Origin of the sequence: Novosphingobium percolationis, assembly GCF_020179425.1 — a bacterium.
Taxonomy (GTDB): Bacteria; Pseudomonadota; Alphaproteobacteria; order Sphingomonadales; family Sphingomonadaceae; genus Novosphingobium; species Novosphingobium percolationis.
Window position 1 is genome coordinate 279,024 of the sequence record NZ_JAILYM010000006.1, and the last position, 22,180, is coordinate 301,203.

Sequence of the window (22,180 nt, forward strand, 5' to 3'; positions counted from 1 at the left end):
TGTCCCGTAACTTGCCATCGGCCTGCGGGCGCGATACCCCACCCGCTATGGCTGATCAATCGTCGCCCCTGGAAGGGGCATCTTCCCGGACCCCGGAGAACCGAACTTCCGCAACCGTTCGTGCTGGCGGTTTCCCGGCCCCCGGTACGCCGCTGTTCCGCAGCATCAACAGGCTCGGGCTGTGGACCCTCTATATGAAGGAGGTCCGCCGTTTTTTCAAGGTGCAGACCCAGACGATCTGGGCACCTGCGGTGACGACGCTGCTCTACCTGATGATCTTCACCCTGGCGATGGGGCGGGGCGGGCGCGAAGTGCTGGGCGTTCCCTTCGCCAGCTTCGTCGCGCCGGGGCTTATCGCGATGGGCATGATCAACAACGCCTTTGCCAACGCGAGCTTCGGCCTGCTGGGCGGTAAGATCCAGGGCACGATCATCGACTATCTGATGCCGCCGATTTCGGAGGGCGAGTTGCTGGCCGCGCTGGTGGGCGCCGCAGTGACGCGGGCGGTGCTGGTGGGCCTGGTCGTTTATGGTGCGATGCTGCTGTGGCCGGGCGTCAACCTGGAAATCCGCCACCCCTGGGCGGTCGTGTGGTTTGGTCTGATGGGCTCGATCCTGCTGTCGCTGATCGGCGTGGCGACCTCGATGTGGTCGGAAAAGTTCGACCATCTGGCCGCTGTGACCAACTTCGTCATCACGCCGATGTCCATGCTGTCGGGCACGTTCTACGTGATCAGCAACCTCGCCCCCGCGTTCCAGGCGGTCAGCCGCGTGAACCCGATCTTCTACGTGATCTCGGGCTTCCGCTTCGGCTTCCTGGGGCAGAGCGACATCGGCGATACCAACGCGGCCGTGATGCACGGAGGGCTAGGGCTGGGGCTGCTCAATGCGGTGCTGGCGCTGGGCCTTTACGCGCTGCTGCGTTCGGGATGGAAGCTGAAGAACTGATCCTGTGGGATCAGTCCGGCGCGATCGGCGCGATCAGTGCGAAAGTCCGCGACGCAGGCGATACCGCCCGTCGCGGAAGCCGTCGAACATCTGTTCCAGCGAGGGGTGATCCACCGGCCCAGCCTCTGCATCCCCCAGCAGGTTCTGCTGGCTGACATAGGCGACGTAGCTGTTCTCGTCATTTTCGGCGAGCAGGTGGTAGAAGGGCTGGTCGCGTCGCGGGCGGATGTCCTGCGGGATGGATTCGTACCATTCCTCGCTGTTGGCGAAGACCGGGTCGATGTCGAACACCACGCCGCGGAATCCGAACAAGCGGTGGCGCACAACCTCGCCAATGCCGAAGCGCGCCTCCGCCACGGGAGGCGCTGAAACCTCGCGGCCAGCCTGGGGCGAAAAGAAGCTCGTTCGATCCATGCATACGGATATAGGTTTGCTGCCGGTGCGAAACAAGCGAGCAGCAGTGGATGAAATCGCCTTTTCCGCTTGTAAGCCCTGAATCCTTGCGCTAACGGCGCGCTTCCCGACCGGGAGTGGCGCTTGTCCCTCCCATGACACTTCGCGGAGAGGTGGCAGAGTGGTCGAATGCGCCGCACTCGAAATGCGGTGTACGGGCAACCGTACCGTGGGTTCGAATCCCACCCTCTCCGCCACCTACTCAGATCCAAACATCTCGATACCGCATAAATCCCCGATTTCCGGGGCTTTTCGTCGTGCGCTGCCTTTGTATGAGTCTGCATTTGTTCTCATGGTGCTGGCGCGTGATATGGTGCGGGCCATGGTATGCGATTCGAGGCGTATGGTATGGGCGACCTGAGCGACACCAAGGTGCGCAGTGCGAAGGCTACTGGCGCTGCCTATAAGCTAAGCGACGGGCAGCAGCTTTATCTGCACGTTTCCGCGTCGGGCGGGCGGTCGTGGCGCATGAACTACCAGTTCGGCCGCAATGCTGCGGGCAAGATGGTTCAGAAGACTCTGACGATCGGGCGCTACCCTGCGATTTCGCTGAGGCAGGCGCGCGATGCGCGCGATGTGGCCAAGGCCCTTCTGGCACGCGGCATAGAGCCGAGGCCGCAAGATCTGTTCGAGCGCGCTGCGCCTCCGCCCGATGTCCGTCCTCGATTTGAAGCTGTCGCGCGGGATTGGCACAAGCTGCAGAAGGCCCGGTGGTCCAAGGTGCATGCCGAGGACGTTCTGGCCAGTCTCGAGGCGGACGTTTTCCCGGCGATCGGCAGCATGGCGATTGCCGACATAACGGCGCCGGAAGTGTTTTCGGTGCTGCAGGCCGTAGTCGACCGCGGGGCGGTGGAGACGGCGCACCGGCTTCGTCAACGGATCAGCGCCATCTTCGTCTATGGTATAGCCCTCGCGATGGTAACGGCCGATCCGGCGCAGAACCTCGCGTTGGCGATACCGCAAAAGGCGAAGGCCAAGCCGCAGCCGGCGATCGTGGATCTGGACAAACTCCGGCAGTTGATCGTGGATTGCGAGGCGGAACGGTGCCGGGCGCCGACCAAGTTTGCACTGCGCCTTCTTGCCCTTACTGCGGTGCGGCCGAGCGAGGTTCGCGGCGCGCGATGGGAGGAGTTCGAGGATCTCGATGGCGACGCGCCATTGTGGCGCATACCGGCCTGGCGGATGAAGGGTGACCTCGACCGAAAAGCCGATCGAGCTGGCGACCACCTTGTCCCGCTGGCCCCGCAAGCTGTCGCCGTCATCAAGGCGACCAAGGCCATCAATGGTGATTTGCCGCTTGTCTTCCCTTCCGATCGCCACGTGACGCGACCGATGAGTGAAAACACGTTGCGAGCTCTCCTGATCCGGGCCGGCTATTATCAGCGGCACGTGCCGCATGGGTTCCGAGCGGCTTTTTCGACCGTCATGAACGAACGCTGCGAAAGGGCGTGGCATGCGACCGGCCACACCGGCCTTTCGCCCGATCGTGCGATCATCGATCTGATGCTGGCTCACGTGCCGACCAACAAGGTCGAAGGCGCATACAATCGCGCTGCATACATGGAGAGGCGGCGCGAGTTGGCGCGTGAATGGGCGGATCTTTTGACGGCCGATATGTGGCCGCCCGAAGTTCAGTTGGGGCAGCCGACCAAATGGGCCAACAACACGGCCGTACGTGTGCCGCGTAAGCCCGCCAACACCGTGTCGTGATGATTTAGCTGCGCGAGCCTATCCATTCGAGGACATCGGCCTCCCGCCAGCGCGAGCACTTTCGACCGAGCGACAACGGTTTGGGGAACTGATCTCTCGCCGCCAAGGCATAGATATATGAGCGGGAAAGGGACGTCATCTGCATGACGTCCTCGATGCGTAGGAGCCGGGTGGTGACCTGCCCCCCGCTGGTCCCGCGGTCATAACGAGAGTCTGCCGGTTTGATATTCGTGCTGCTCCACCGGCACAAGCGCGTCGGGTGTGACGCTTCCATCATGCAGGAACGCCCGACGCGCTTGTGCCGGTGTTCGGTTCCCCAGGGATGAGTGCGGCCGGACGTTGTTGTAGTCGTAGCGCCAGACGGCCAGCTTGCGCCGGGCGTCAGCCAAGCTGTCGAACAGTTCCTCGTTCAGGAACTCGTCGCGCAGCGACCCATTGAACGATTCAATGAACGCATTCTGCTGCGGCTTGCCGGGATCGATGTAGTGCCACTCGACCCGGTTTTCGCTGGCCCACTTCGCCCCTTCGCGGGGGCGTGGATCGAAACGCGTTGGTCCCGGTCGGCGCGATGGGGCCGAAAGGGGTCGCCCCTTCGCGGGGGCGTGGATCGAAACCTCGCCGCCGACCGGTCGCTCGCGATCGAGTTCAAGGGTCGCCCCTTCGCGGGGGCGTGGATCGAAACACGACGTTCGCCTACACCTCAACGCAGCTTGGCGTCGCCCCTTCGCGGGGGCGTGGATCGAAACTATCGTGGTGCTTACAGCAGCGCGCGGGCGGCGGTCGCCCCTTCGCGGGGGCGTGGATCGAAACGCTGGGGTGGTTTTCCAACGTGCCCCGGTTGATGGTCGGCGGTTCGTCTGCACCTCGAGCAAGCGGAAACGTTGCAAGTGCGAGCACCCAGCTCCGCTCGAATGCGACGGAAGGCGCACGGCCGGAAAAGCGGGGCGTGCGACGCGCCGATCTGCGAGCGGCGTACGACGTCGCCTGCACCGGGTAAGGATCTGTGCTTGAAGCACGCGGTCGAGTTCGAGATGTGGAAAGCGGCGCGAGCTGGCGGGAATTGAGCCCTCGTTCTCATGGGGGTATATTTGGGGGTATAGATCAGAAAGATTTTCGCAAAAACCACGAAATTGTGCCATTTAACTTGCACCTTGTGACGGTCACCCTCTCCGCCAAGTCATAAGAAATGCCTTTAAATCAATTGATTGGTGTTGGTTGGATTGGTGGCCCGCAATCTGCCGCAGCATTTCAGACAGATGGCTGTGCTACAGGCATCCGCCTCGATCCGCGCCTAAATCTGCCATCAGGATTTTCCCGAACGCCACCTCCTTGATCGCCAGGCTTACAGGCTCGGCGTACGGTCGCGCTGGCCGAGTGGCGGTCGTTGGCGAGCATAGAACGCTTCGCACTAGGCTGATGGCCCCGGAGCCACTTTCGGCGTTCCCCTGAACGCTGCGCACCGGACTTTTGCATCTCCCCGACGGTTTGCTTCGCTGGGTGGCTAATTGCTGCGCTAGCGGCCTTTTGGGAGGCTTTGTAGCGCTCCTATGACCAGTGTGGCGCGGCGCCCCGAGCGCGACAGTCCTGGGGCCGCAATGGTTTCAAGGAGCAGGCAATGGCAAGCGTTCGCGACGAGGTCGGAGTTTACGAGTACAGCGGGGGGATCGTCGGGCCGGGTATCGAACCAGCTGCGACCGTGCGCAATGGTGGCATCATCCGTACTGGCACGCCTCCGGGCTGCTGGGGGCCCATGATCACGCCCAAGTTCCAGGGCGGCCACGAAGTGACGCGCCCGGTATTGGTCGAAGGCGCCGAGGTCGGGGATGCGATCGCGATCCGTCTGCGCAAGGTCCGCGTGACTTCGCTTGCGACATCATCCGGCGTCATGGAATTTGTGGATGGGCGCTATCTGGGCGATCCGTTCGTGGCGAAGCTCTGCCCTGCGTGCGGCACCACCAGCCCTGGCAGCCACATCGAGGGCGTGGGCGACGATGCCGTCCATTGCGACCATTGCGGTGCAGAGGTCAGCGCGTTCCGCTTCAGCAATGGCTATGTCATCGTGCTCGACCGTGAGAACCAGGTGTCGCTGACGGTGAGCAAGGAGGTGGCCGAGGTCCTCGCGCAGGATGCCAAGGTGAATGCCGCGCTGCCCGATACTTCCGGGCAGCACTCCATCCTGTCGCTGGCACGTGCCGACATTTCCGGCCTCGCCGCGCGGATGCGGCCGTTCCTCGGCAACATCGGAACCAGCCCCTCGCGCGATTTGCCGGACTCGCACAACGCAGGGGACTTCGGGTCCTTCCTGCTCGATGCGCCGCACGGCTACAGCTTCACTCAGGAGGAGCTCGACCGGCACAAGACAGACGGGCATATGGATACCAATAGCGTGCGCGAGGGTGCCATCCTCATCTGCCCCGTCAAGGTGCCGGGCGGTGGCATCTACATGGGGGACATGCATGCGCAGCAAGGCAATGGCGAGGTGGCAGGGCATGCTACCGACGTCGCTGGCGAAGTTGAACTGCAGGTCGAGGTGATCAAGGGCCTGGCGCTCGATGGGCCCATGCTGCTTCAGAATGCCGACGATCTGCCTTTCCTTGCCCGGCCCATGGATGCCGGGGAGCAGTCCGCCATCCGCCGCCTGGGCCAGAAGTATGGGCAGGCCGAAATCGAGGATAATGCCCCGATCACGTTCATCGGCTCGGGGCCCAACCTCAACGATGCGACCAAGAATGGCCTGGATCGTGCTGCCCGCATCACCGGAATTTCGTACGAAGAGGTGATGAACCGGGCAACGATTGCTGGATCGATCGAGATCAGCCGCCTTCCCGGCGTGGTGCGCGTGACGTTCATGTGTCCCAAGTCGATCCTTTCGCGTCTCGGCATCCTCCACCTCGTCGAGGAACAGTACGGCTCAACGCAATAGTGCGCCTGCCGGACAGTGGAGTGCGGTCGCGGGATAGCGATCGCACCTGCTGCCGGGGATAACAGGCCTTCATGCTGACCGGCGCGGGAACCCGGGCCAGTCCGGCTGATCCAGATCGGGTCTCGTCCGGCGCTTGGGCGACTGGCGGGAGCAGGAGAGCGAACATGGCAACGCAGGCAGAACAGATCGACAAGGCGCCGGGGCGCTGGGCGCGGAAGTATCCGGAACTGGGGCAGGAGCCCCTACCGGTGACGCCTTACATCGACCCTGAATACTACGAGAAGGAAAAGGCTCGGATCTTCAAGAAACAGTGGCTCTATGTCGCACTTGAGCGCGAAGTTCCTGAAGTTGGATCCTACAAGGTTCGCCGCCTGGATTGCGCCGACACTTCGGTGATTATCATCCGCGGCAAGGACAACGTCATCCGCGCTTTCCACAATGCCTGTTCGCACCGTGGCAACACCGTGGTGACTGAAACCGGGCAGGAAACCTATGGCCGCAACCGCGCTGGGGTGGTCACCTGCCGCTTCCATGGCTGGGTTTATGACGCCAAGGGCGCGCTGGTGAACGTGCCGCAGGAGGAGCGCTTCTACAGCTGCTTCGACAAGGCCGAGAACGGCCTGACCGAGGTGCATTGCGACACCTGGGCGGGGTTCATCTTCGTGAACGTGGATGCGGGGCCAGTGCAGCCGCTCAATGAGTTCCTTGGTGGTTATGCCGACCACTTCGGCGGGTTCGACTTTGCGGCCTGCGACTATGGTTTCACCTACCACACCACGCTCAACTGCAACTGGAAGGTAGCCTCCGACGCCTTCGCCGAAGCCTATCACGTGGATACCATCCATGCAGGCTCGTTCCCGAACGTGTTCGAAGGGCCGATCGAGGACGTGCAGCTGTTTGGCCCGCACCGCACCTGTTCGGTCCGGCTTCAGGTCGACAATCTGCCGCAGACCCCTATCGGGGATCTCGCAAACCAGCGTTCGCGCGGCTCCCTCGCCGCGCAGGGCAATGCATCGAGCCTACCGCCCACGCTCAACCCGAACCGCGAAGCCGACTGGGCCTTTGAGCTGAGCGTGCTGTTCCCGAGCGTACTGCTGCATGTTTCCGAGGGGATCTGGTTCACGCACCAGTTCTGGCCGATCTCGCACGACAAGACGCTGTGGGAGGGGAAATACTACCTCAACAAGCCGCGCACCCACAGCGAACTTTGGGGCTTCGAGCGCGCCATGGTACTGCAGCGCAACGCCTGGCTCGAGGACACCGCGACGATGGAGGACACCTATCGAGCGATGCTGTCGGGCGCGAAGAAGGTCCAGCATCTTCAGGATGAAGAGATCCTGATCCGCCACAACTGCAAGGTCGTCGATGACTACGTGCACGGCTGAGATCGTCGGGAAGGAATGAAAATGATGACACAGCAGATGAGCGTGCCGGCAGGTTTCGAGTCGCTGTCCGGCTACGGTCGCTGGAATCTGGCCACCGCCGACGAGCGGACGCGGGCCCGACGCGAAGCAAGCGAGGAAGATCTCAAGGCGTTCTACGATGGCGTGCTTCCGCACATCGAGGCCATCCTGGACGCGTGCGATGTCTTTCCGCTCGGCGAGTTGCCCGAGACGCACCGCGGCATTTTCAACATTGCGCTGGCCATGGCCGAGATAGCCCCGCACATCGAGTTCTACCGCGGGCAGGTCGGCGTGCCTTATGCCTTCGAGGAAGCCCGCTTCGTGGCGGTGCATGGCCGGGACAACACCTGGCAGGCGCTGCCGCCCAACGGCCCGCGTTGATGGCGCACGCCGACATCGAGCGGCGGTTGCGACGCATCGAAGCCTGCGAGGAGATTCGCAGGCTCGTCGCAACCTATGCGGTCGGCGCCGACCGGAAGAACGATCCCGAGGTTCTGGGGCCGCTGTTTGCCAGCGATGCTCAATGGGTTCTTGACGGTGTCGCCCACCTGATCGGACGCGAGGCGATCGCAGCGGGCCTGTCCGAACTTGCCCGAAGCTTCGTCACCTGGTCGATGCATTACATGGTCTCGCCCCTCATCGAGGTCGCTGCCGATGGCCTGCATGCGACCTGTCGCTGGTACCTTTGGGAACTGGCCACGATGAAGCAGGCGGACGGCAGCCTTGCGGACACCTGGTACGGCGGTTGGTACGACAGCGCGTTGAGCCTGCATGAGGGGGCATGGCTGTTCGACCATGTCCGGCTCGTGCCACGGATCGCCAGCCCGGCGGGGGAAGCGTGGACCGGCAAGGTGCCTGCGGTCTGACAGGCGGAACCGTCCCAGAATTCAAAGCAAGGAGAATTGGGTGTTCACACTATGCCCGGCAGAACAGGTTCCTGCCGACGAGCCGTTGCGGGTCGTGCTGGACGACGGCCATGCCGTTGCGGTCTATTCCTGGAATGGCGCCTACTATTGCACCGATGACCTTTGCACTCATGGCGAAGCATCACTGGCGGAAGGCTATGTGGAAAACGGAGAGATCTTCTGCCCGTTTCACATGGGATCGTTCTGCATCAGCACCGGGGAGCCGCGCGCGGCACCATGTTCGGTGCCGATCAGGTCCTACAGCGTGATCGAACAGGACGGCCAGCTTCTCATCGAGCGATAATCGGACCACCCTGACTGAGGGAGGCGTCGGGCGACCGGCGCCTCCCTTCTTTTTGGCCGCTTGTCTATCGATCAAGACCCGCAGGCCTGAGAACAGAAATCAATTTGGATCAGATGATTCAGGTATGGATATTGCACGCGCATGATGCATGGTGAAGGTGTCTCCGGTTTCGGAATTTTCTAGTGATTTGGCGGGAAATTCTGCCGATCGCCAGATCAGCAGAAAATATCATGAGAGTATCATATGGATCTGAGGCAGCTTCGGTATTTCATCGCGCTTGCGCAGGAGCGGAATTTCACGCGAGCGGCACACGTACTGAACATGGCTCAGCCACCCCTTAGCCGGCAGATCCGCCAGCTTGAGGACGAGGTGGGAGCCGAACTCATCGACAGATCGAGTCGCCCGTTGAAACTGACTGAAGCTGGACGCTGGCTGCATGAGCAGGCGGTGCAGGTGCTTTCGGGCATGGAGCAGATCCAGTCGATGCTCGGTCGCTTGTCGGGTGCCGGTCATCGCCGTTTCGTCATCGGCTTTGTCGGCTCGACTCTCTATGGACACCTGCCCGAGGTGATCCGGCGGTTCCGCGCCGTCGTTACCACAGCCGAGGTGTCGCTGCTTGAGTGTTCTTCGGTCGAGCAGGTCGCAGCGCTCAAGGAAGGCCGCATCGACGTGGGCTTCGGCAGGCTGCGTGTTGAAGATCCGGCGGTTCGCCGCATCGTACTCGCGGACGAACCGCTCGTCGCAGCCATGCCAGCCGATCACCTGCTGGTTGCGGGCGGGCGCGCGGTGCGCCTCGAGCAGCTTCTGGCCGAACCGCTCATCGTCTATCCTCGCCCGGCCCGGCCAAGCTATGCCGACCAGGTCCTCGCCGCTTTCCAGGATCTTGGCCTTAGCGTGACAAGGCTCATGGAAGTGCGCGAACTGCAGACGGCGATCGGTCTTGTGGCCGCGCATGTCGGCTTTTGCATCGTGCCGGAGTCGGTGCAGCGGCTCCGGCGCGACGATGTCCGCTATGTGCCGATCGCCGATCGCAACGCGCGCTCGCCGATCATGATGATGCATCGGATGGGCGACATCACGCCCGAACTCGGGACGTTGATCGACATCAGCTGCGAACTACATGCTAAATCGGCCCATGGACATGGCTAGGCGCGAGGCCGGGGGCCCGGCCTCGCCTGGCGTCAGGCAAGGCCGCGCACGCAGAGTTCGACGCCGTTGCCGAGATGTCGGGCCAGCGTTTCCTCGTCCTGGAAGTGGATGTGCTGCTTGGCCCCGGATTTCAGCTGCGCGCAAATCAGCTCGTGCGTGTAGCAATCCTCCATCATTGGATCGCGCAGACCTACCTTGGAGTATTCGCGCGCGAACAGTTCGCCTGCGGTGCGGACCGGGGGGTAATAGCCCTTGATCTCCCATACACTGCGATCAACCGCTACCGGCCAGATGTTGAACGTGAAGTACAGGCCGTTGAGCAGGCCCACGAAGAAGTTCGGGAAGATGTGCCAGAAGTCGAATGACCCGCGGAAGTTGTAGCCTTCGCTGCCCTGGTCCACTTTCGCGCCGAAGGCCTGGACCGTTCCGGTGCCGAAGCGGCTGGCAAGTTCCGCCGTCGGCGGTGGCGTGAAACTGTCAGGCGGCGGCGAACCCAGCACGCCATGGAGGCCGAACAGTTCAATGCTGGCGTGGCGATACTGGTTGCCTTCGGACTTGACCGCGCGTGCCAGGGTCTTCTCGTGCAAGTAGGGCAGGTGCCAGCCTTCAAGCTGGGCTTCCTGGAGTGTCTTCCAATTCACCGCCTCGTCGATGCGATAGGAAAAGGCAGGGGTGAAGCCACTGAAGTCGTAGCGCCCGATCTCACCGGAGACCGGGGCGAGGTACTCGGTCAGCGTTTCCTCGGGTGTGGGGGCGAGATTGACGAAGACGAAGCTTTCCCAGACTTCGCAATGGACCGGCGTCAGGCCGTTCTCTTCCGGCTTGACGCCAGGGAAGTTGGCGGCGTCGGACATGTGCACGAGCTTGCCGGCGGTGTCGTAGACCCACCCGTGGAAGCGGCACGCGAGATAGCCCTTGCACGACCCCTGCTTGTCCCAGGCAACCGGTGCGCCGCGGTGCGAGCACATGTTGTGGAAGGCGCGGAACTTGCCGTCCTTGCCGTGGATGATGAGCAGCGAGGTATCGAGCACCTTCAGTTCGGCAACGAAGTAGTCGCCGGGCTTGGGCGCCTCGAGCACATTGCCGACGTTGAGCCACTTGCGCCGGAACACCCGCTCGCGTTCCAGCTCGAAGTATTCCGGCGACGTATAGCGTTCGACCGGGATCGGATCGCGGCCCTCTTCGGGGTAGCGGTCCATGAAACGGCATGGCGGCGTGGTCATGACGCAGCTCCCTTCGAGCCTGCATCCCAAGTGTCGTGCACGGGCACGAACCGGGCGATGGGAAAGACGTATTTGGGCTGAGGATTTTCGTACATTTCCACCGTTGCCGAGCATTCCGCGAGGGCCAGGCACATGTTGAGCAGCGTGCGATCGGCTCCCCTGATATCGTGGAGGGGAAGCCGGTTGAGGTACTCGAGAGCCGCAGGGCCGCGTTCGAGCATGGTGGTATAGAAGGCCTGGCTTTCCGCGAGCGTGGAGGACCAGCGCTGGTCGTTGCGCTGAACCTCGGTAGGCCGCGCCCATGGCAGGAACCGCACAAGGTCGGCAAATTGCTCAGGTAGCTGGATGTCGTTCACGATACCCTCTCGGCAGGTGCCCTTGGTGGTTGGCAGAGGCTGCGCCGTTCCACGGACGCGGGCTATCCCGTCGACGCAGGGGCTGACCGCTGACTGCTGAAATGGCTGGTCCAGAGATTGACGGGAAGGCGCGGACAACCGCATGGGATGGCGTCCGCTGTCATACCTTTACGGTCTGCTGATCGTCACAATTCAGTATTGGACGTCCTCGGAAGCTTGCGACACGATGCCTCTGTCAGGCCGATGTCGCCATCCGTGCGGGAGGCACGCCGGGCGCGCGAAGGCTCACAGATGCGAGGTTCTGCGTTGCGTCAGAAAAGAATCAGGATGATCGTCCCGGTGCCGGTTCCCGAGGATGCCCTGCGTGCCTTTGCGGCGCAGGTTCCGGCAGGTCTTATGAGCCCGGAGGTATCGATCGAGGTGGTCTGTGCAGCGCGCGGCGGCGGTGCGCTGGGATCGCTGTACGAAGGCGCGATCGCCGACGCTTTCTGTCTCGAGGCCGGGGCCACGGCCGAGGCGGATGGTTGCCATGCGGTCTGCGTGAACTCGATGAGCGATTCCGGTGTGGCGGCGCTCCGCTCCCGCCTGTCGATCCCTGTCGTCGGCACCGCGCAGGCGACCTATGCACTTGCCGCTCAACTCGGACGCCGATTTTCGATCCTGAGCATGTGGGACCGATGGCGCTGGCTCTACGACAAGGTGCTGGCGGACAATGGTCTGCAGGGCAAACTCGCTTCGGTCCGATCGATCGGCGTTCGCCCCGACACCAGCGAGCTGCTCGCAGGCAAGGAGGATAGCGTTTTTCCGCTCTTGCTGGAAGCTGCGCAAAAGGCACTCGACGAAGATGGCGCAGATGTGCTCATCCTTGGATCGACCACGATGCACCAGTCGCATCAGTATCTCGCAGAGCGCTTGCCGGTGCCGGTGCTCAACCCGGGTCTTGTGGGACTCAAGACCTGCGAGATGCTGCTCTCGCTCGGGCTGGCGCAGAGCAAGCGGGCCTACCCATCGCCTGAGGTCATGATGGATGGAGTGGTTCTGGGGCCTGATCGGCCCGAATGAAAAAAAGGGGGGGACGCGTTATGGTGCCTGCACTAGCGCAAAGCAGGTGGGACGGAAGCGGGATGCCGCTGGCCAATTTTGCCCGGCTCGTGTCGAGAGACATCGATCAGGTTCACTCCCACATGAGCCAGATGTTCTGCCCCCACGACCTGCGGCTCGAAGGTGGGCGGCCCCCGATCGATTTCAGGCATCACCACGCATCGCTGCGTTCCGTGACATTCAACGCGACCGATTACGGCAACCCCTATGGCCGGATCGTGGTCGACATTCCGCCGATGGAGGATCTCTACCTGGTCCAGTTCTCGCTCGTCGGTGCGGTCAGGATCACCCAGAACAACCGCTCGTTCGATCTGGCACCGGGCCAGATGTGCGTGCTCAATCCGGGCGAACGGGTGCAGCAGGTGTTCGGGGAAGGCTACAAGCATTTCACCGTCAAGATGTCGCAGTCCGGCCTTGAAGCCGCACTTTCGCAGGAGCTGGGCGCAAAAGCGAGCGACCTGCGCTTTTGCAGCACCCCAGTGCCTCTTGCGGGCGCTGCTGTCAGTTTTGCTCAGCTTATTCGGACGATCTGCGACGATCTCGACGAGGGTTCCTCGGCCTTCAGCCACACCCGGGCTGTGGGAGCGGTCGAGCAGGCGTTGCAGCGACTATTGCTGGCAGCGGTGCCGCACAATCATTCCGAACTCTTCAATACGCCGGCAGCGGCACCGGCGCCCTATTATGTCCGCCGCGTCGAGGAGTTCATCCGCCACCACGCGGCCGATCCGATCTCGCTGGATGAGATGATTGCTGTCTCGGGTGTTTCGGCGCGTTCGCTGCACACCGGCTTTCGCCGGTTTCGCGGCACCACGCCGATGGCCTATCTCAAGAACTGCCGCCTGTCGCTCGCCCAGCGACAACTGCAGGCGGGCGCCGAAAGCGGCCTGACCGTGACCGAGGTGGCGCTGGCCTGTGGGTTCACCCACCTTTCCAAGTTCGCGCGTGATTACACTGATCGCTTTGGCGAACGGCCTTCGGCAACGCTTAAGCGCATGGGACACCACTGAAGCCAGAACCCTTGCTGCGCGGGCAGCGCCGTGCAGGAAGAGGCTGGGTCACTGATGCGAAAAGACGCGGGCAGCTTTGTTGCTGCCCGTGTCCTTCTTTTTGCCATCGGTTTTTGATCGGCCGGATCAGAACGACCACTTGATGCCTGCAGACCACTCGCGGGGCCGGGCGTAGAGATGCTCGTAGAGCCCGAACGAGGAGCCATAAACGCCGGTCTGCAGATAGCGCTTGTCGGTCAGGTTGGTGATCGCGGCGAAGACCGAGATGGTCTTGCCGGGAAATTCATAGGTGAGGTTGGCGTTGAACAGGCTGTAGGCCGGCTGGAACAGTTCGGGTGAATTGAGCGCATCCATGAAGGCGCCCGAACGGTAGGACCAGTCCCCCCGCGCGGTCAGTTCGCCACCATTGGCGAATGCGATGCTCTTGGACACGGCGGCGCTGATGGTCCACTTCGAGACGCGCTCGAAGCTGGACGCCAGTGTGATCTCCGTCGCGGCCGGATCGACCTTGGTGAATTTCGGGTCGAGATAGCCGAGGCTCCCTTCGAGGAACCACCCGCTGCCCGCCGAAAGCCTTGTTTCGACTTCAAGGCCGCGGATCTCGGCAGAGGCGGCATTCTTTGTGACAGGGGCAATGCCGGTGAAGACCTGCACCTGCAGATCGTCGTACTTCGTCAGGAACGCTGCGGCGTTGAACGTCAGGTGGTTATCCAGTAGCTTGGACTTGAAACCGATCTCGAAGGCTTCGGCCCGTTCGGGCGAGAAGGTCGGAACGCTGTCCCGGGCAGGGAACACGCGCTGGACGAAGCCACCGCTCTTGAACCCCTTCGAATAGGTCGCATAGAGCAGCGCGCTGCCCGTGACCTTCCACGAGATCGTTGCCGTGGGTGTCGTGGCATTCTCGTTGAGATGGACGCGCACAAACGGGAGGATGCGGGCCTGGGGCGTATTGGGGCTGGCCGCAATCAGGGCGCCACCTGTCTTGTCGACCAGGATCTCCTGGTCGGGCAGGAAAGATTTGCGATCATCCGTGTATCGCAGGCCGACCGTGAGATCGACCGCCTCGATGGGCGACCAGGTTGCCTGGCCAAAGGCTGCATAACTCTCGGTGTCGAACCGTCCGCCTGACCGGAAGGTCACCGGCGTGAAGTCGAGCGTGTTGATGTTATTGCCCTTTTCCTTGAAATAATAAAGGCCGAGGACATACTTGAGGCGGTCATCTGCGGTTTTGCCGAGCAGCTGGAATTCCTGACTGAACTGGCTTTGGGTAAGGATGTCGGCCAGTTGCAGGATCGTGAAAGGCGAATGATCCCCGTCGCGGGCGTAGTTGCCATGCACTTCGCGGTAGGCAGTAATCGACTTCAACTGGATGGGGCCGAGATCCCAGTCTGCCCCCAGTTGCGCGCCCCAGAGGTCGTTGCGCGAATATTGCGGGCCGGTCCCTGCTGTGGCGTGGGAGCCGACGAGGAAACGATCGCTGAAGCACGCAGCCCCGCTGCCCTGCGGCGAATAGGGGGTGAATCCCAGGCATGGTTGGCCGCCGAGCAGCGTTGCAAAATAATTGTGCAGCAGGGCGAAGTTGTCCGTCGGCGCATCGAACGGCGGGTTGACGACGTAGGATCCCTCAACCGGGGTGCTGCCGGGAGGCAGCATCGGTAGATTTTGCGGGTTGAAAATCTTCGACTGGTAATTGACCTTGTGGAGGACAAAGGCCGGTCCGTTGGTGCGATCGCGAGTACCTTCGACGGCAAAGTTCAGTTCGAGGGCATCGCCGGCCTGCCAACGCAGATCGAGCCTTCCGGTCAGCGTGCCGGTATCGCCCAGATCCCGCCCATCGACCAGATGGCGCACGTAGCCATCGCGGTTGAAAGTGGCGATCGATACCTTGGAATAGAGCCCTTCTGCCAGGGGCGCGTTGATCACCGCCTTGGCATCCATCCGGCTGTACCGCCCGGTAATGGCCTGCAGGCTTCCCGAGAAGGTGTCGGTGGGCTTGCGGGTCGTCACGCTGATGGCGCCACCGATGGTGTTACGCCCAAACAGGGTGCCCTGCGGTCCGCGGAGCACTTCGACCCGCTCGACATCGACGAGGTCAAGCAGCGCGCCGACCGAGCGGGCGACGTAGACACCGTCGACATAGACACCGACGCCAGGCTCGGTGGTTGGCAGGAACTCCTTCTGGCCGATCCCGCGAATGTAAATGGCGGCCGAAGATCCGGCACCCCCGAAACTGGGGTTGTTTTGGAACGTCATGTTCGGCGTGAAGGTCGCAATGCCGTCGATCTTCTGCACGCCGCGCGCTTCGATGGACTTGCCCGAAAACGCCGAAATGGCAAGTGGCACCGATTGCGCGCTTTCCTCGCGCTTGCGGGCCGTGACGACGATGTCGCTGCCAAGCAGATCGGCACGGCTTTCTGTCTGATCGGAACCTGTGGACTGCGCTTGCGCGAGCCCCGGTGATATGCATGCGGCGCTGACAGCTGCACAGAAACCGGCGATGCGCAGTCGCGCTTTTGAAAACACCATACATTCCCCCCTGCATTTTGACCGGCGTACCGGCCTGCGGTTGATTTGCATTAGTGTCATCGCCCTCGGTCGCCGGATCCTATTCGCTGAGCGCAGGCAATGTGCACACCCTGCGCAAATCGCCGCAGGGAGGAGGGCGTGCCTGCGTGGTCGGCGCGCGCCCTTTCCGGTTTGTGACCGCTTCATGGCGCTGACGTGTCCTAGGCGGCGTTCAGAGGCTAGCCTGCGCGCACCCGCTCAATGCATCACGATGTCCACAATCGGGCCACGCGTCCGGCGATGCAAAGGCGGCAACACGCCAGCGCTCGCCGCGATCCGTCTCACCGAACAATCATGAATGACGGGGAGTTCTACATGAAGAATGAATTTGGCTCAGGGGGAATGCCATCGGTACACGCGGCAGCGGCCCGGATGCTGCGCACGGCGCTGTTGCTTGGTGCCTCCTTTGGAGCGCTTGCCGGCACGGCGAGCGCACAGACGGCGGTTGCGCCCGAGCAGGCCGAGGCCGCAGCGCATGTCGGCGTCGAGGAGATCACCGTCACCGCACGTCGCCGCGCGGAATCGCTTCAGGACACGCCGATCGCGATTTCGGCCGTGACCGGCGAGGGCCTGCAGGAGCGCGGCATCGACAACGTCACGCAGATCGGTGATTTCACGCCCAACGTGAAGTTCAACAGTTCTGTGCCGGTTTCGGCCAGCAACGCCACGGCCGCCATCTTCATTCGCGGCATCGGCCAGAACGATTACCAGCTGTCGGCTGATCCGGGTGTCGGCCTCTACCTCGATGGCGTCTACATCTCGCGCGGGGTCGGCAACGTCCTTGACGTGCTCAACATCGAGCGCATCGAAGTGCTGCGCGGTCCGCAGGGCACCCTGTTCGGGCGCAACACCATCGGTGGCGCAGTTAGCGTCGTCACCAAGAAGCCCGGCCGGGAACTCGCCGGGAGCGTCGAAGTGACCACCGGCAGCTTCGACCGCGTCCAGGTGAAGGGCAATATTGACATCCCACTGGCCGAAGGCGTCTATTCCAGCTTTGCCGGTTTCGTTCACAAGCGCGACGGCTATGTGAAAGGCGTGATCGCCGGCGCGCCGGACCTTGGCGATACCGACAATCTCGCCGGCCGTTTTGCGCTGCGTCTTGAGCCCAGCAGCGACTTCACCGTCGACCTTGCCGTCGATGGCTCGCGCACCCGCGAAAACTCGGCACCGAACGTCGCGATCGCGATCAATGAAAATGCTCCGGCCGCACAGTACTGGAACGCGGCCTACTCCGGCTCGCCTTCGGTCTGCCTCAATACGGCTGATCCTTCGCGCCTCACCAATCAGGCCTGCTTCAACAGCCAGTGGGCGCTTGCGCCCTACCGCCATGGCGGGACTTTCACGACCATCTCGAACGTCTTCAACACGTTCAATCCCCGGCACTACCAGTCGGCATCCGACGTCAACATCTGGGGCGTTTCGGGCACCGCCGAATGGAAGGTCGCCCCGAACGTGTCGCTCAAGTCGATCACCGCCTACCGCAAGGTGACCGGCTTCTGGACGCGCGATTCCGATCACAGCCCTGCCTCCATCGTCCAGACCAACAGCGACTGGAAGCAGGACCAGTTCTCGCAGGAGTTCCAGGTCCTCGGCGACCTCATGAACAAGAAGCTCAACTGGGTTGTCGGCGGCTATTATTCGAAGGAGAACGGCAATCACCGCGATCTGGTCAACATCGTCGATGCCGTCTTCCTGAGCGGTGCGGCGCTGAAGGGCGAAAGCCTCGCCTTCTTTGGTCAGGCGACCTACGAAATCGTCCCCGACCTCAACCTGACCGGCGGTATCCGCTGGACGCAGGACGAGAAGACCTTCAGCAACCAGAACCAGTATGTCGTCGCCGCAGGCTTCCTGACCGGCGCCCCGCTCAATCCGGACGGATCTGGCCTCAAGGATGGCGATCCGTTGATGGGGCCGCTGGGGAACACCTCGACGATCAAGGACCGGGCATGGACGCCGATGGCGAGCCTTTCCTATCGGTTCAGCCCCGAGCTTCTCACCTACCTGTCCTATTCGAAGGGCTTCAAGGGCGGCGGCTTCACCCAGCGCGTCTTCCCGCCGTTTGCCTTCATCCCCTCGTTCCGCCCGGAAACGAGCGAGACCTACGAATTCGGCTTCAAGAGCGACCTGCTCGACCGGCGCCTGCGCCTCAACGGGGCGGTGTTCTGGAACAATTACAAGAACCTCCAGATCACGGTCAACGATCCGAAGCTGGGCTTTGCGCCGATCATCCAGAATGCCGCCGAAGCGCGCATCCGAGGCTTCGAACTCGAACTCCAGGCGCGTCCGATCGATGGCCTGCGGATCGAAGGTGGCCTCGGTTACCTTGATGCCAAGTATCGCAAGGTCGACATCCGGGCGCTCAACGCGGGCGTGACGACCAACACGAAGCTGCAGAATGCGCCGAAGTGGACGATCAGCGCTGCGGTTTCGTACAAGATCGAGGCTGGCGATCTGGGCAGTTTCCAGCCGCGCGTGGACTGGTCCTATCGTTCGCGCGTCTACAACGATGCGGTCAACACCCCGCTGCTCGTCCAGGATGGCTATCACCTGGTCAACGCGTCGGTGGCCTACAACGATCCCACCGAGAAGTGGAGCGTCACCCTGGGCGTGAAGAACCTTACCAAGGAACTCTATCTCAGCTCGGGCTATGCGGACTCCTTCGGGGGCATCACCGAGGGCGTCTTCGGTCGCCCGCGCGAATGGTATCTCAGCGCCAAGGTCGCGTTCTGAGGTCGAATGAGGGTGGCAGTCTTCGGGCCGCCGCCCTCCAGCCGGGCAGGAGAGCGGCATGGACGATAATAGCTTCGAAAAGCGCCTGCGCGGGCTTGAGGCCTTGCGGGCCATCGATGACCTGATTGCGGATCTCGGCCGCGCCTTTGATGCGGGGCCTTCTGCCGAAGCGTTGCTACCGCTGTTTACTTCAGATGCCCGTTTCGTGATCGACCGTTACGACACGTTCGATGGCAGCGCGGCGATTGCCGAGGGCGTTGCGGGGAATGCGGACAGCGGCTTTTGCTGGACGCTGCATTTTCTCGTTTCCCCGAAGGTCGCGCTTTCCGATGACGGTCATCGCGGCGACGTCGATTTCTATCTCTGGGAAGTGGCAACGTCTGCCAGCGGACGCGCTTACTGGATCGGCGGCCGCTATCTTGCTCAGGTCCGCCTTGATGGCGGGCGTTGGCGATTTTCCCGTCTCGAACTGCAGGCGGACCTAATTTCGCATTACCCGGAGGGCTGGAAGGACAAGCCAGCCGAACTTGCGCAGGCCTGACCTGCGCCTGTCCTGAACGCCGACGGCCATGCCTTTGTTGGCCCAATTCCATGATCTGGGAGACTGACCATGAACGATTTAGCCGGTGCGGCCCTGCGTCCGGGCGCCGAAGCCTTCACCCACCTTGGACGATCGATCGAGGACATCAGGTCAGAGCTTGGCGTGGGGGCCGTCTCCATCGATACCATTCGCGATCCCGCTGTCTATGAACTGGAGCGCGAAAAGGTGTTCCGCAAGACCTGGCTCAAGGTCGCGACCGAATGGGAGATCCCCGAAAAGGGGGACTACAAGGTCAAGGAGATGCCCGTCGTCGACACCTCGCTGCTGATCGTGCGCGGCAAGGACGGCAAGGTTCGCGCCTTCCACAATGTCTGTACGCACCGCGGCAACAAGGTGGTGCCGACCCAGGACTTCGAGACGTTTGGAAAGGCGCGCGCCAACGTGCTCTCCTGCCGCTTCCACGGCTGGGTATTCAACACCGATGGCCCGCTGCGCGCAGTTCCGCTCGAAGGCGGCTTCGGATCGCTCGACAAGGCCTGCCTCGGACTCAAGGAGGTCGCCTGCGACATCTGGGAGGGGTTCATCTTCGTCAATTTCGCGGATCGGCCGGAGCAGACCCTCGCGGAATATCTCGGTGATTTCGGCAAGCTTTTCGGCGGCTTCCCCTACAGCGAGGCGACCACCGCATTCCGGTACTCCACCGTGCTCGACTGCAACTGGAAGGTCGCGCTCTATGCCTTCTCCGAAGGCTACCACGTGCCCACGATCCACGCCGGCTCGTTGCCCGGCTTTACCGGGATCGAGCACGCCGACTTCAAGCTCGTCGGCCCCCATGCCTCCTCGACCATCTACGGTGGCGGCATGGAGGCGGCAGCATCGACCGCCCAGTTCGCCTCCGTGCTCCACGCCGATGCCGAGCATGGGCCGCGACCGGAACTCGTGCCGCCGGGGATCAATCCGCGGGGACGCAGCGATTTCCAGTTCGAATTGCCCAACATCTTCCCGAACTTCCTGATCCATCTTGCGGCGGGCTGCGGCTATCCCGGCATGGCCTATTTTACGCACCAGTTCTGGCCGCTCGATCACGGACGGACGCTGTGGGAAGGCATCAACTATTTCCGTCCGGCCCGAAACGCGGCGGAGCGGGTCGCGCAGATTCACGTCAATGCCCTGCACAGAAATGCCTGGCTCGAAGACACCGGCACGATGGAGGACACCTTCGTCGGGATCCGCTCGGGCGCCATCGACGCCATGCACCTGATGGACCAGGAATTCATGATCCGTCACGCCGCGAGCACACTGGACCGTTACCTGACCAAGGGAGAGGAACAATGAGCGTGCAGACCGATACCCTTCCAGCCGGCTTCGAGGATCTCGTCCCACTGCTCGCGCACTGGGCGCGCCAAACCGAGAACCTGCGCAGTGACATCCGCTGGAAAGCAAGTGCCGAGGATTTCAAGGCGCTTTACGAGGCCGTGCTGCCCCGGCTCCCCGATATCCTTGGCGCCCTCGAAGCCTGCCCGCTGGAGGGGATGAGTGCGGCAGAGGAGAACCTGTTCAACCTTGCCGCCGCATTTGCCGAGGCCGCACCCCATCACGAACTCTATGGCGGAAGCGCCGACGTGCCTTTCAGCTTCGCCGCGCACCGGTTCCGCCCGGGCCATGGCGACCTGCCTTCGAACGCGCGCATATTGCGTTGAGGCCACGGCAATGGCCGGGGCAGGGGAGAACCCTCTGTCCCGGCATTGCGCAAAGCGCTCAGTGGACGCGGCGCAGCGTCTCGGACGGCAACTCTCCGAACATCTTCCTGTACTGGGCGGCAAAGCGACCGAACTGATAGAACTCCCAGCGGCACGCGATTTCGGTCACCGAAGCGCCGGGGCCTTCGTTCTTGAGATCCTCGTGCGCCCGCTGGAGCCGTATGGCCCGCAGGAACGCCATCGGCGAGGTTCCCCGGAATCGTCGAAAGCCATCGAACAGGGCCCGTGCGCTGACACCGCTGACTTCGACCAGCTGTTCCAGCGTGATGGGCTGGTCGGCGTGCGCCATCAGGTATTGTTCCACCCGCCGGACATGCTGCGGCGCGATCTTGCAGGCTTGCGGGCGCAACTGGTCGGAATAGTTGCTGGGGTGGCTTTCCAGCAGCTTGAAGATGAACAGGCTCTCGAGGTTGTCAATAACCGTGGAGCCATCGCTTTGCCCCGGAACGGCGAGTTCCATCGCGAGCAGGGAGGCGTAGTGCCAGCAATGCGCGAGGCTGCCATCGAGGGGCATGCTTTCGGCAAAGCGAAGGCGCTGGCTGAGCGGGCGACCGATCATGATCATCGCCTGATGCTCGATGACGGCCGTGGGGATCTCGATGACCCGCTGCACGCAGTCGCGCGACCAGCGCATGCGCCGCAGATGGCCGGAATGGACGACCGAAGCGCGCACGGCGGTGGATTCGACCACTTGGGAAGACGTCCCGATTTCGGCGGCCCCGGCGAGCGGCTGCATCAGCAGCGTCATTTCCCTGTCCTCGATTCCGCTGATCGAGACTTCGGCGCCATAAGTCATCTCGCCAATGCCCATCTTCTTGAGCCTGCGATAACGGTGCCAGGTATCGAGCCCGCCCTCGCGCCCCGCGATCTGCAGATCATGCGGGCAGTACGTGTTGGCGATGTGGTTGCGGACTTCGAACAGGTCGCGCGAGGCGAAAGCGGCTGCACCGGACAAGTGCGCCAAGGCAGGCCCCGCCCCCTTGGCCCCCGGAATGCTCTCGTGCGGAATGTCGCTCATTCTGCCCCCGAATTTTATATGTTTCTCGCCCCACCGGATCATCGCCTGCCTTGGCGTGGAGTCAAGGTTCCGGCGCGCGGTTGCG

At 62.6% G+C, this 22,180-nt stretch carries 20 protein-coding genes, 1 tRNA gene, 1 pseudogene and 1 CRISPR repeat array; of the genes and pseudogenes, 15 read left to right on the forward strand and 7 right to left on the reverse strand.

Translation table 11 applies throughout. From position 1 onward, the window contains the following. The first annotated feature begins 47 nt into the window (after nucleotides 1-47). A complete protein-coding gene (locus tag K3A84_RS16325) occupies nucleotides 48-947 on the forward strand; it encodes an ABC transporter permease (protein ID WP_225010417.1) in 900 nt (299 codons plus the stop codon). Nucleotides 948-980: 33 nt separating this feature from the next. Here K3A84_RS16325 and hspQ read toward each other — a convergent pair whose 3' ends face one another. Then, nucleotides 981-1,361 carry a heat shock protein HspQ gene (gene hspQ / locus K3A84_RS16330; RefSeq protein WP_225010418.1) on the reverse strand — a complete coding sequence of 127 codons (381 nt, stop codon included), beginning with the start codon at nucleotides 1,359-1,361 and terminating at the stop codon, nucleotides 981-983. A 146-nt stretch (nucleotides 1,362-1,507) separates the two neighbouring features. Here hspQ and K3A84_RS16335 point away from each other — a divergent pair. Further along, nucleotides 1,508-1,597: transfer RNA gene (locus K3A84_RS16335), tRNA-Ser, on the forward strand. Between the two features lie 151 nt (nucleotides 1,598-1,748). Then, on the forward strand, nucleotides 1,749-3,110 hold the full coding sequence (locus K3A84_RS16340; protein WP_225010419.1) for a tyrosine-type recombinase/integrase: 1,362 nt from the start codon (nucleotides 1,749-1,751) through the stop codon (nucleotides 3,108-3,110). 4 nt (nucleotides 3,111-3,114) lie between these two features. On the opposite strand, the gene K3A84_RS20650 is transcribed toward K3A84_RS16340, so the two are convergent. Further along, nucleotides 3,115-3,387 (reverse strand): helix-turn-helix transcriptional regulator, encoded by a 273-nt coding sequence (locus K3A84_RS20650; RefSeq protein WP_404823172.1) that lies wholly within the window; start codon nucleotides 3,385-3,387, stop codon nucleotides 3,115-3,117. A gap of 19 nt (nucleotides 3,388-3,406) precedes the next feature. Further along, a pseudogene (locus K3A84_RS16350) lies at nucleotides 3,407-3,625 on the reverse strand (integrase core domain-containing protein); the annotation flags it as partial. 1 nt (nucleotide 3,626) lies between these two features. Then, nucleotides 3,627-3,920: direct repeats of the CRISPR family, unit length 31 nt; unit sequence GTCGCCCCTTCGCGGGGGCGTGGATCGAAAC. Between the two features lie 805 nt (nucleotides 3,921-4,725). Here K3A84_RS16350 and K3A84_RS16355 point away from each other — a divergent pair. From K3A84_RS16355 to K3A84_RS16380, 6 genes are all read left to right on the forward strand, one after another. Then, on the forward strand, nucleotides 4,726-6,033 hold the full coding sequence (locus tag K3A84_RS16355) for an acetamidase/formamidase family protein (RefSeq protein ID WP_225010420.1): 1,308 nt from the start codon (nucleotides 4,726-4,728) through the stop codon (nucleotides 6,031-6,033). 164 nt (nucleotides 6,034-6,197) lie between these two features. Then, nucleotides 6,198-7,418, forward strand: coding sequence for an aromatic ring-hydroxylating oxygenase subunit alpha (locus tag K3A84_RS16360; protein WP_225010421.1), 1,221 nt, complete (start codon nucleotides 6,198-6,200; stop codon nucleotides 7,416-7,418). Nucleotides 7,419-7,439: 21 nt separating this feature from the next. After that, nucleotides 7,440-7,817, forward strand: a complete 378-nt coding sequence (locus K3A84_RS16365) for a hypothetical protein (RefSeq protein WP_225010422.1) — start codon at nucleotides 7,440-7,442, stop codon at nucleotides 7,815-7,817. Then, complete coding sequence (locus K3A84_RS16370) at nucleotides 7,817-8,302, forward strand: nuclear transport factor 2 family protein (protein WP_225010423.1); 486 nt, start codon at nucleotides 7,817-7,819, stop codon at nucleotides 8,300-8,302. The genes K3A84_RS16365 and K3A84_RS16370 overlap by 1 nt, the downstream gene beginning before the upstream one ends. Nucleotides 8,303-8,342: 40 nt before the next feature. Continuing rightward, on the forward strand, nucleotides 8,343-8,645 hold the full coding sequence (locus K3A84_RS16375) for a non-heme iron oxygenase ferredoxin subunit (protein ID WP_225010424.1): 303 nt from the start codon (nucleotides 8,343-8,345) through the stop codon (nucleotides 8,643-8,645). Nucleotides 8,646-8,888: 243 nt separating this feature from the next. Then, nucleotides 8,889-9,794 carry a LysR family transcriptional regulator gene (locus K3A84_RS16380; protein WP_225010425.1) on the forward strand — a complete coding sequence of 302 codons (906 nt, stop codon included), beginning with the start codon at nucleotides 8,889-8,891 and terminating at the stop codon, nucleotides 9,792-9,794. A 32-nt stretch (nucleotides 9,795-9,826) separates the two neighbouring features. On the opposite strand, the gene K3A84_RS16385 is transcribed toward K3A84_RS16380, so the two are convergent. Both K3A84_RS16385 and K3A84_RS16390 read right to left on the reverse strand, forming a co-directional pair. Further along, nucleotides 9,827-11,017: an aromatic ring-hydroxylating oxygenase subunit alpha gene (locus K3A84_RS16385; protein ID WP_225010426.1), complete on the reverse strand. Its 1,191-nt coding sequence runs from the start codon at nucleotides 11,015-11,017 to the stop codon at nucleotides 9,827-9,829. After that, a complete protein-coding gene (locus K3A84_RS16390; RefSeq protein ID WP_225010427.1) occupies nucleotides 11,014-11,373 on the reverse strand; it encodes a hypothetical protein in 360 nt (119 codons plus the stop codon). The genes K3A84_RS16385 and K3A84_RS16390 overlap by 4 nt, the downstream gene beginning before the upstream one ends. Nucleotides 11,374-11,700: 327 nt before the next feature. Between K3A84_RS16390 and K3A84_RS16395 the strand changes: the two genes are divergently transcribed. Further along, a complete protein-coding gene (locus tag K3A84_RS16395; protein WP_225010428.1) occupies nucleotides 11,701-12,435 on the forward strand; it encodes an aspartate/glutamate racemase family protein in 735 nt (244 codons plus the stop codon). A 62-nt stretch (nucleotides 12,436-12,497) separates the two neighbouring features. Then, nucleotides 12,498-13,481 (forward strand): AraC family transcriptional regulator, encoded by a 984-nt coding sequence (locus tag K3A84_RS16400; RefSeq protein ID WP_225010429.1) that lies wholly within the window; start codon nucleotides 12,498-12,500, stop codon nucleotides 13,479-13,481. 126 nt (nucleotides 13,482-13,607) lie between these two features. Here K3A84_RS16400 and K3A84_RS16405 read toward each other — a convergent pair whose 3' ends face one another. After that, nucleotides 13,608-16,058: a TonB-dependent receptor gene (locus K3A84_RS16405; protein ID WP_225010430.1), complete on the reverse strand. Its 2,451-nt coding sequence runs from the start codon at nucleotides 16,056-16,058 to the stop codon at nucleotides 13,608-13,610. 303 nt (nucleotides 16,059-16,361) lie between these two features. Here K3A84_RS16405 and K3A84_RS16410 point away from each other — a divergent pair, with 303 nt between their 5' ends. The 4 genes from K3A84_RS16410 (at nucleotide 16,362) to K3A84_RS16425 (ending at nucleotide 21,017) form a co-directional block, all read left to right on the forward strand. Further along, nucleotides 16,362-18,776 carry a TonB-dependent receptor gene (locus tag K3A84_RS16410; RefSeq protein WP_225010431.1) on the forward strand — a complete coding sequence of 805 codons (2,415 nt, stop codon included), beginning with the start codon at nucleotides 16,362-16,364 and terminating at the stop codon, nucleotides 18,774-18,776. A gap of 103 nt (nucleotides 18,777-18,879) precedes the next feature. Next, nucleotides 18,880-19,317, forward strand: a complete 438-nt coding sequence (locus K3A84_RS16415; RefSeq protein ID WP_263626352.1) for a nuclear transport factor 2 family protein — start codon at nucleotides 18,880-18,882, stop codon at nucleotides 19,315-19,317. 69 nt (nucleotides 19,318-19,386) lie between these two features. Then, nucleotides 19,387-20,652 (forward strand): aromatic ring-hydroxylating oxygenase subunit alpha, encoded by a 1,266-nt coding sequence (locus K3A84_RS16420; protein WP_225010433.1) that lies wholly within the window; start codon nucleotides 19,387-19,389, stop codon nucleotides 20,650-20,652. Continuing rightward, complete coding sequence (locus tag K3A84_RS16425) at nucleotides 20,649-21,017, forward strand: hypothetical protein (protein ID WP_225010434.1); 369 nt, start codon at nucleotides 20,649-20,651, stop codon at nucleotides 21,015-21,017. The genes K3A84_RS16420 and K3A84_RS16425 overlap by 4 nt, the downstream gene beginning before the upstream one ends. Before the next feature lie 58 nt (nucleotides 21,018-21,075). Here K3A84_RS16425 and K3A84_RS16430 read toward each other — a convergent pair whose 3' ends face one another. Beyond that, nucleotides 21,076-22,095 carry an AraC family transcriptional regulator gene (locus K3A84_RS16430; protein ID WP_225010435.1) on the reverse strand — a complete coding sequence of 340 codons (1,020 nt, stop codon included), beginning with the start codon at nucleotides 22,093-22,095 and terminating at the stop codon, nucleotides 21,076-21,078. Nucleotides 22,096-22,180 lie beyond the last annotated feature (85 nt).

What these genes read in the sequence shown, in the direction of transcription:
- K3A84_RS20650 (WP_404823172.1), bottom strand. Translation starts at nt 3,387, where the DNA reads ATGATGGAAGCGTCACACCCGACGCGCTTGTGCCGGTGGAGCAGCACG.
- K3A84_RS16420 (WP_225010433.1), top strand. Translation starts at nt 19,387, where the DNA reads ATGAACGATTTAGCCGGTGCGGCCCTGCGTCCGGGCGCCGAAGCCTTC.
- K3A84_RS16370 (WP_225010423.1), top strand. Translation starts at nt 7,817, where the DNA reads ATGGCGCACGCCGACATCGAGCGGCGGTTGCGACGCATCGAAGCCTGC.
- K3A84_RS16400 (WP_225010429.1), top strand. Translation starts at nt 12,498, where the DNA reads ATGCCGCTGGCCAATTTTGCCCGGCTCGTGTCGAGAGACATCGATCAG.
- K3A84_RS16405 (WP_225010430.1), bottom strand. Translation starts at nt 16,058, where the DNA reads ATGCAAATCAACCGCAGGCCGGTACGCCGGTCAAAATGCAGGGGGGAA.
- hspQ (WP_225010418.1), bottom strand. Translation starts at nt 1,361, where the DNA reads ATGGATCGAACGAGCTTCTTTTCGCCCCAGGCTGGCCGCGAGGTTTCA.
- K3A84_RS16325 (WP_225010417.1), top strand. Translation starts at nt 48, where the DNA reads ATGGCTGATCAATCGTCGCCCCTGGAAGGGGCATCTTCCCGGACCCCG.
- K3A84_RS16380 (WP_225010425.1), top strand. Translation starts at nt 8,889, where the DNA reads ATGGATCTGAGGCAGCTTCGGTATTTCATCGCGCTTGCGCAGGAGCGG.
- K3A84_RS16360 (WP_225010421.1), top strand. Translation starts at nt 6,198, where the DNA reads ATGGCAACGCAGGCAGAACAGATCGACAAGGCGCCGGGGCGCTGGGCG.
- K3A84_RS16425 (WP_225010434.1), top strand. Translation starts at nt 20,649, where the DNA reads ATGAGCGTGCAGACCGATACCCTTCCAGCCGGCTTCGAGGATCTCGTC.
- K3A84_RS16365 (WP_225010422.1), top strand. Translation starts at nt 7,440, where the DNA reads ATGATGACACAGCAGATGAGCGTGCCGGCAGGTTTCGAGTCGCTGTCC.
- K3A84_RS16340 (WP_225010419.1), top strand. Translation starts at nt 1,749, where the DNA reads ATGGGCGACCTGAGCGACACCAAGGTGCGCAGTGCGAAGGCTACTGGC.
- K3A84_RS16395 (WP_225010428.1), top strand. Translation starts at nt 11,701, where the DNA reads ATGATCGTCCCGGTGCCGGTTCCCGAGGATGCCCTGCGTGCCTTTGCG.
- K3A84_RS16385 (WP_225010426.1), bottom strand. Translation starts at nt 11,017, where the DNA reads ATGACCACGCCGCCATGCCGTTTCATGGACCGCTACCCCGAAGAGGGC.
- K3A84_RS16355 (WP_225010420.1), top strand. Translation starts at nt 4,726, where the DNA reads ATGGCAAGCGTTCGCGACGAGGTCGGAGTTTACGAGTACAGCGGGGGG.
- K3A84_RS16430 (WP_225010435.1), bottom strand. Translation starts at nt 22,095, where the DNA reads ATGAGCGACATTCCGCACGAGAGCATTCCGGGGGCCAAGGGGGCGGGG.
- K3A84_RS16410 (WP_225010431.1), top strand. Translation starts at nt 16,362, where the DNA reads ATGAAGAATGAATTTGGCTCAGGGGGAATGCCATCGGTACACGCGGCA.